Annotated in this window: 10 protein-coding genes and 1 pseudogene; 4 read left to right on the forward strand and 7 right to left on the reverse strand. The window is 60.6% G+C overall.

The annotated features are described in order from the left end of the window. The first annotated feature begins 5 nt into the window (after positions 1-5). Genes AC5ZGW_RS39765 through AC5ZGW_RS39775 form a run of 3 tightly spaced genes read left to right on the forward strand, consistent with a single transcriptional unit; the run spans position 6 to position 3,045 of the window. On the forward strand, positions 6-338 hold the full coding sequence (locus AC5ZGW_RS39765) for a GNAT family N-acetyltransferase (protein ID WP_130225440.1): 333 nt from the start codon (positions 6-8) through the stop codon (positions 336-338). Further along, complete coding sequence (locus tag AC5ZGW_RS39770) at positions 335-1,246, forward strand: pirin family protein (RefSeq protein ID WP_130225441.1); 912 nt, start codon at positions 335-337, stop codon at positions 1,244-1,246. The genes AC5ZGW_RS39765 and AC5ZGW_RS39770 overlap by 4 nt, the downstream gene beginning before the upstream one ends. A gap of 8 nt (positions 1,247-1,254) precedes the next feature. Then, complete coding sequence (locus AC5ZGW_RS39775; protein WP_130225442.1) at positions 1,255-3,045, forward strand: monovalent cation:proton antiporter-2 (CPA2) family protein; 1,791 nt, start codon at positions 1,255-1,257, stop codon at positions 3,043-3,045. An 86-nt stretch (positions 3,046-3,131) separates the two neighbouring features. Here AC5ZGW_RS39775 and AC5ZGW_RS39780 read toward each other — a convergent pair whose 3' ends face one another. The 7 genes and pseudogenes from AC5ZGW_RS39780 to AC5ZGW_RS39810 form a co-directional block, all read right to left on the reverse strand. After that, positions 3,132-3,362: a hypothetical protein gene (locus AC5ZGW_RS39780; RefSeq protein WP_130225443.1), complete on the reverse strand. Its 231-nt coding sequence runs from the start codon at positions 3,360-3,362 to the stop codon at positions 3,132-3,134. After that, positions 3,359-3,547 carry a hypothetical protein gene (locus AC5ZGW_RS39785; RefSeq protein WP_496114076.1) on the reverse strand — a complete coding sequence of 63 codons (189 nt, stop codon included), beginning with the start codon at positions 3,545-3,547 and terminating at the stop codon, positions 3,359-3,361. The genes AC5ZGW_RS39780 and AC5ZGW_RS39785 overlap by 4 nt, the downstream gene beginning before the upstream one ends. Positions 3,548-3,552: 5 nt before the next feature. Then, a complete protein-coding gene (locus AC5ZGW_RS39790) occupies positions 3,553-3,858 on the reverse strand; it encodes a GNAT family N-acetyltransferase (protein ID WP_130225445.1) in 306 nt (101 codons plus the stop codon). After that, entirely contained in the window at positions 3,855-4,697 is an 843-nt protein-coding gene (locus AC5ZGW_RS39795; protein WP_130225446.1) for an alpha/beta fold hydrolase, read from the reverse strand. The genes AC5ZGW_RS39790 and AC5ZGW_RS39795 overlap by 4 nt, the downstream gene beginning before the upstream one ends. 37 nt (positions 4,698-4,734) lie before the next feature. Further along, positions 4,735-5,601: an SDR family NAD(P)-dependent oxidoreductase gene (locus AC5ZGW_RS39800; RefSeq protein ID WP_130225447.1), complete on the reverse strand. Its 867-nt coding sequence runs from the start codon at positions 5,599-5,601 to the stop codon at positions 4,735-4,737. Positions 5,602-5,632: 31 nt separating this feature from the next. Then, positions 5,633-5,887, reverse strand: a pseudogene (locus tag AC5ZGW_RS39805) (LLM class flavin-dependent oxidoreductase); the annotation flags it as partial. A 125-nt stretch (positions 5,888-6,012) separates the two neighbouring features. Beyond that, entirely contained in the window at positions 6,013-6,666 is a 654-nt protein-coding gene (locus AC5ZGW_RS39810) for a hydrolase (protein ID WP_130225448.1), read from the reverse strand. Positions 6,667-6,814: 148 nt separating this feature from the next. Here AC5ZGW_RS39810 and AC5ZGW_RS39815 point away from each other — a divergent pair. After that, on the forward strand, positions 6,815-7,062 hold a 248-nt coding region (locus tag AC5ZGW_RS39815; protein ID WP_496114077.1), incomplete at its 3' end, for a LysR family transcriptional regulator.

A 7,062-nucleotide genomic window follows, 5' to 3' on the forward strand; every position in this document is an offset into this window, starting at 1 on the left:
GAAGAATGTCAACGTTCACCACGACAGATGGCACCAGCATTTTCTACAAGGACTGGGGTCCGCGAGACGCCAAGCATCGCTTTGAGCTACCCATCGATGAGAGCGGGATAGCGGCAGCGTATTGCAGCTTTACAGGAGATAAAATCGTCCTCACGCACACGATTGTCCCGCAGCAGTACGAGGGACGAGGCATCGGCTCTCGTTTAGCACGCGGCGACTTCGGTGCGAGCGGTCGCGAGGTCGTCCTCGATTGGCCATCCATGACCGCCTACTGCGAACGCCATTCCGAGTATTCGGACATCGTATTCGGCGCAACCCGATCAGGAGAAACAAGATGATGGAATTGATTATTGAAGAGCGGCGTCGCAACCTCGGTGGCAGCTTTGAAGTCGGCCGCGTTCTGCCCTTTGCAAAACGACGCATGGTCGGCCCCTTCATCTTCTTCGATCACATTGGCCCAATGGATATTCCGGCGGGTATTGATCGCAGCGCAGACGTGCGGGCTCATCCGCATATCGGTCTTTCGACGGTGACTTATTTGTTTTCCGGCGAGATTATGCACCGGGACAGCCTTGGCTATGAGCAAGCGATCCGCCCCCAAGAGGTAAACTGGATGGTTGCTGGCCAAGGCATCACGCATAGCGAACGCTTCGAGCATGCGCGGGCACATGGTGACCGGCTTCACGGCATACAGGCCTGGGTGGCGTTGCCAACAGGGATGGAAGAAGTTGCTCCATCCTTCAACCACTATTCTGGAAGCGCCCTGCCTCAATGGGATGACAAAGGAGTTGTCGGCCAGCTCATTGCTGGCAGCGCATACGGCCTGACGGCTTCTGCACAGACGCATTCGCCGTTGTTCTACGCGCATCTTGCGATGGAGCCCGGTGCAACCGCAGAAATTCCGAACGGTCACAAGGAGCGTGCGTTCTATATAGCGACAGGCGCGGTGGAAATGGATGGCGTCCAATACGAGGCGGGAAAAATGCTCGTACTCGATCCGACTGCTTCGCGCGTCAAGGCGTTGAAACAATCCACACTCATGGTTCTCGGCGGCGAACCGGTTGGCGAGCGGCTTCTCTACTGGAACTTTGTATCCTCGTCGCGCGAGCGGCTGGTGCAAGCGGCGGAGGACTGGAAAGCCGGAAAGATGAAGCTTCCGGATGCGGACGATAAAGAATTCATTCCGCTTCCTGACGGCCCGATACCCGGTACCTCGCTGAAAGCACCCTCCAAACTTACGGCATGAGCGACCTCATGGCTGACGCAAATCTCGGCGCGACGATCGGACCTGCCGTCGTCCTTATGGGCGCGGCTGTTGTTGCGGTCCCGCTATTCCGGCGGCTCGGGCTTGGTTCGGTTCTTGGCTATTTCGCCGCTGGGCTCCTAGTCGGCCCGTCTGCGATGAGCGTATTCAGCGATCCCAACGCCATCTTGCATTTCTCAGAACTGGGGGTGGTCATGTTCCTGTTCGTGATCGGACTGGAGTTGCGGCCGCAGAAGCTATGGGCGATGCGCGGCCAGATATTCGGTCTGGGATTGGTTCAGGTCTTCGCGGCGGTTGCAGCGCTCACGCTGACGGGCCGGCTGATCTTCGATCTTCCGGGTCCTGCTGCCTTTATTGCTGCAGCTGGCTTCGTTCTTTCTTCGACCGCCGTAATCATGTCCCTGTTGCAGGAGCGCGGCGAATTGTCGGGCGCTCAGGGCCAGAAGTCTGTCGCGATCCTGCTTTTTGAAGATTTGATGATCGTACCGCTTCTGGCGGTCGTCGCGTTTCTATCGCCAGTAACGCACGGCGCACAAAAATGGACCGATATCGCGCTCGCGCTTGCCGCCTTGCTCCTGCTGTTGGCGGTGTCGCGCTGGACGCTCAATCCGTTCTTTGCGCTCTTGGCAAAAGCGCGGGCCCGCGAAGTGATGACGTCGGGGGCATTGCTCGTTGTTTGCGGCGCGGCGTTGCTAATGGACGCCGTCGGGCTCTCCATGGCGATGGGGACCTTTCTCGCCGGGGTGATGCTTTCGAATTCAAGCTACCGCCACCAGATCGAGAGCGACGTTGAGCCGTTTCGCGGCCTGCTGATGGGCTTGTTCTTCATGGCGGTCGGCATGTCGCTCGACCTGTCCACCGTCGCAGCAGAATGGCGGCTTCTGCTATGCTTGCTGCCCGCCTTTATCATCGCCAAGGGTATCGTGGTGTATGCCGTCGCACGCCTGTTCGGCACGGATAACACACACGCCATTCACCGGACCTCGATGTTCCTGCAAGGCGGCGAGTTTGCCTTCGTGCTCTATACGGCTGCTGCATCCGGGGGCGTGATCAATGCCCGCGAAAACGCGCTATTCGGCACGGTCGTCATCCTGTCCATGGCTTTGACCCCGCTGCTGATCCTTGTGGTCGATGGTTTGCTGCGCGGTAAGGTATCGATGGAGGACGTCGAAGCGGCCCGAGACCTGAAAGGCCGCGTGCTTCTCATTGGTTTCGGGCGCTTCGGTCAAATTGCTTCCCAGGTGTTGTTGTCGAAAGGCGTCGAGCTTTCAGTGATTGATCGCGATCCCGACCGCATTCGCGATGCCGATCGATACGGGTTCAAGGTATTCTTCGGTGACGGCACCAGGCTCGACACGCTACGCACGTCCGGCGCAGGTGAGGCCGACGCAATCATGATTTGCATCGGCGCGCCGAAGGAGACCATGCAGATCGTCGAGCTGGCGCAACACTCGTTCCCGCAAGCGAAGGTCCTTGTAAGAAGTTACGACCGCGTGCACTCCGTGGACCTACTTCGGGCCGGTGTCGATTATCAAATCCGCGAGACGGTGGAGTCGGCGTATTCGATGGGAGCGCAGGGTCTGCGGGAACTGGGCTTTGCGGAAGTCGATGTCACGGAGGCCGCTGACGATATTCGTCAGCGTGACGTCGAGCGCTTGTCGGAACAGGTGCAAGGCGACGCCATGTCGGGGATGAACAAGCTGCACTTACGACCTGTTCCAGAGCCGTTGACACATCGCCCAACGCGTGGCCCCGCGGGGGGCATTATCGAGCAGATCTAACGGTTTACCATTTCCGAACAGAAATCTTGAGACGCTCCCAGCAATGCGCAGCAAGCTCCGGCATAGGCCGCACCGAAGATCGAATTTTAGCGCGGGCTTCCAGTATCTTCATCTTCGCTGCAGAGAAAATCATACCCGTACGCATAGTGCGCGCCGCGGGTCTCGCCTCTCGGACCATGGATCGGCTGCCGCACGATGCCTTGGACGCTCATAAACACATGCTTGGCTTCTTCGAATTCGTCATCGTCGGGTCTATAATCCGCACCTTCGTCCAGCAGCCGCCCCTTGGCGGCATCGATCGCAATCGCCGAAATCATATGAGCAGCGCGAGGGCGGATCCGCGAACGCGCATTCGACTACGATCAATGCCAGGCGCAAGATCGATCGGCCCGATATGGTCAAAGAAGATGAAAGGACCGACCATGCGCCGCCTCGCGAACGGCAGCACGCGGCCGACTTCGAAGCTGCCGCCGAGATTCCGGCGCCGCTGCTCGATGACCATTTCTATCATGTTGTCTCTCCTGATCGGCCCGTGCCGTCGCCGATGTCGGAATATTCGGGATGGCGTGCATAATAGGCAGCCATGAAGGGGCAGTGCAGGACTGCCTTGCGTTCGCTCGCACGGATCGCATCGAAGACGCCGCGTGCGAGCCGCGAAGCAATCCCTTGCCCGGAGAATCGCTGCGGAACTTCAGTGTGGGTGAGGATGAGCCGATCGCTTTCGTTGCGATAGTAGGCAGCCGCGATCTCGCGGCTGCCGTCGATCGCTAGTTCGAAACGATGTTCGGCGGGGTTGTCCCTAACTGCGCTCATGCGCCGGCCCGGTCCTCGATGAACGCCAGCAGATCGGCGTTGATGAGATCGGGATGCGTGGCGAACAGGCCGTGTGACAGGCCTGGATAGGTCTTCAGCGTGCCGTTCGTCAGCAGGTCGATCGCCTTGCGCGCCGAAGCGTCGATCGGCACTACCTGGTCGTCCTCGCCATGCATCAGCAGGACCGGCAGGGAGACGGCCTGAAGGTCCTCGGTGAAGTCCGTCTCCGAGAAGGCGGCGATGCAGTCGTAGTGGGCCTTGGCGCCGCCCATCATCCCCTGCCGCCACCAGTTGCGGATCAGCCCTTCGCTTACGTCCGCGCCCTCACGGTTGAAGCCGTAGAATGGCCCGGCAGGAACATCGAGGAAAAATTGCGCACGGTTGCGAGCGAGCGCCTCGCGAAATCCGTCGAACACCTCCATCGGCAGGCCTCCAGGATATCGCGGTGTTGCGAGCATGATCGGCGGCACCGAACCGATCAACACCGCCTTCGACACGCGGCCAAGCTCGCTGCGGGCGACATAGCGGATCACCTCCCCGCCGCCGGTCGAGTGTCCGACGTGGATCGCGTCTTTCAGGTCGAGCTCCGAGACCAACGCCGCGACATCGGCCGCGTAGGTGTCCATCTCATTCCCCGTATCGGTCTGGTCGGAGCGACCGTGCCCGCGTCGGTCATGCGCAATGACGCGATAGCCCTTGCTGAGGAAGAACAGCATCTGAATGTCCCAATCGTCTGCGCTCAATGGCCAGCCGTGATGGAACATGATGGGCTGGGCCTTTCTCGGACCCCAGTCCTTGTAGAAGATCCGGGTGCCATCCCGCATTGCCAGCATCGCCATTTTTGATCGTTTTCCTTTCTTGTGATTAAGATGGAAATCAGCTCAGGCCGATAGTATTCAGGCGGAGTGCATCCAGCTCCGCGTCGGGCTTTTCGTGGGCCGCTCTCAGCATCTGCTCGGCGTCGGCACCGACCACCGCGCGGCTCGGCGCAGGATGTTGCTCGGCGATATCGATCACGCGCGCTGCGGCTTCAGCCGACTCGATTCCGGTCGCCTGCATGCTGTCGAACCAGTCCGCGAAGGTGCCGAACGACTTGCCGTAGAGTTTGCGCTGACCTGACGTCATTCCGTTTGTGATCCGCGCCAAGGCCGCCGTCTTCGCTGGACCGCCGGTCTTCATGTTGCCGGTGGACACGACCACGACCTCGATGCCGAAAGGCTTCAGTTCGGCGCGGTAGACAGCCGAGAACACCTCCATCGCCGCATGCGACGCACCCGACGGTCCGCTGAACGGCAATGGCAAGCTCGCCATCCATGTGCTGACCTGCACGATCCGTCCGCGCGCATTCCGTAAGGCCGGCAAGAACGCGTTGATCACTAAAAGGGCGCCGAACACGTTGACTTCGAATTCCTGCCGGATGGCGTCGGGCAGAAGGATCTCGATCGGACCGTGAGTGAGGATGTCGGCATTGTTGATCAGGAGGTTGAGCCCGGCCGCGCCAAGTGCTTCAGTCACACCGGAGGCCCAAGCCTCCACGCCCATCGCCTTTGTGACGTCGCAGACGGTCAGGCTGACACGTCCGCCGGAAGCGTCCCTGAGATCCTGAACCTCCGCGGCGGACATCGCCGTGCCGAAGACGATGTAGCCCTTGGCGGCGAGTCCGAGCGCAATGTCGCGGCCAAGGCCGGTGCCGGCACTGGTGATTACAACGGAACGGCCGGATCGTGGAGATGTGGATATCATCACGTGTTTCCTTCCAGAGACGGAACACTCCTCACGGATTTGCGCCAGCCGCCCGAACAATCGGCGCGACTTCGGTGCCTAGGAGCTCGATCGAGCGCTTCATCGCAGCGGTTTCGAGCGAAGCGGTGCTCATCTGGAATGTGACGCGCGAAACGCCGCCGAGCGCCTCGCTGGCGTGGAGCATCTCGGCTGCGACCGTCCCCGGATCACCAATCAGGAACGCACCCTCCGGACCGGCCATTTCTTCGAACTGCCGCCGTGTCGGCGCCGACCAGCCGCCTTCACGGCGCGGGCGCAGTCGATGGCCCGCGCGCTTTCTCTTAGCGGCCCGTCCAAGGCGGGTGACGAGGATCGACAAGCATTCAACTCTTTTGCTACGCATCGCGCTTGCTTCTCGTCACCCAGTTCAAATCAGCCCGCGGCGCGCGGGACCGGAGTGTTGAGCAGCTGCTGCTCCCACAGATAGGCGATGCCACTGCCACCGACGTGCTGGATGATGACCTCCGTCAGCCCGGCAGCAGTCTTCGCACGTGCCCAGTCGCGCTGCCATTCAGCAGCGAGCGCCAGCCAGGTCATCATGTTGATGCCGGCTGCGATCATGCGCTGGATGGCAACCTCGTGAGCCTCCACCGAGGTGCCGCCCGACGCGTCGGTAATCACCGTGACGTCCCAGCCTTCACCGGCGGCCTGGATCGCAGGCATTGCGACGCAGATCTCGGTCCACAAGCCGGCGATAATCAGCTGCTTGCGACCCGTCGCCTTGACCGCATCCACCACCTTCTTATCTTCCCAGGTATTGATGAACGTCCGGTCGATCACCTCCTGGCCCGGGAACACATCGGTGACCTGCGGGAAGATGACGCCGCCCCGACCGGCGATCACACTGGTCAGGATCGTGGGAACACCGAAGACCTTTGCGGCTTTCGCAAGCGCCGTCGTGTTGTTCACGACCGCCTGAGGGTCGTGGCCGTTCAGGTTGGCGAGCTGGTAGGGCTGGTGGTCGATCAGAACGAGTACCGAGTCCTCGGGACGAAGAAGCGACGCAAGGCCGTTGCGAAAGGTCATGAATATCCTCTACTGCCGTTAGATGAGGCTGATTTGTGGGAGACATCCGCCGACTGCGACGACGTCTGCGTGGACAGTGCCATTCCCATTTGCGATACGGTAGCGCTCGCCCTTGCCACACTGTGTCGCAAAAACAGGAACGCTAGAATTGGACATCGAAGAACTGCGAACATTCGTAGAGGTCGCTGACGCCGGCGGAGTATCACATGCTGCGCGTCGGCTCGGGGTCTCCAAGTCGATCGTTAGTCGGCAGCTCGCTCGGCTTGAAGCAGAGCTCGGCGTCCAGCTGCTCGCACGAACCACTCGCGGCGCCGTACTCACAGAGGCGGGTTCCACATTCCGAGATCACGCCGCCAGAGTCTGCGCCGAGATCGATGTTGCCAAGGAAACGATCCT

It is taken from the genome of Bradyrhizobium sp. Crot121 (genome assembly GCF_059512385.1).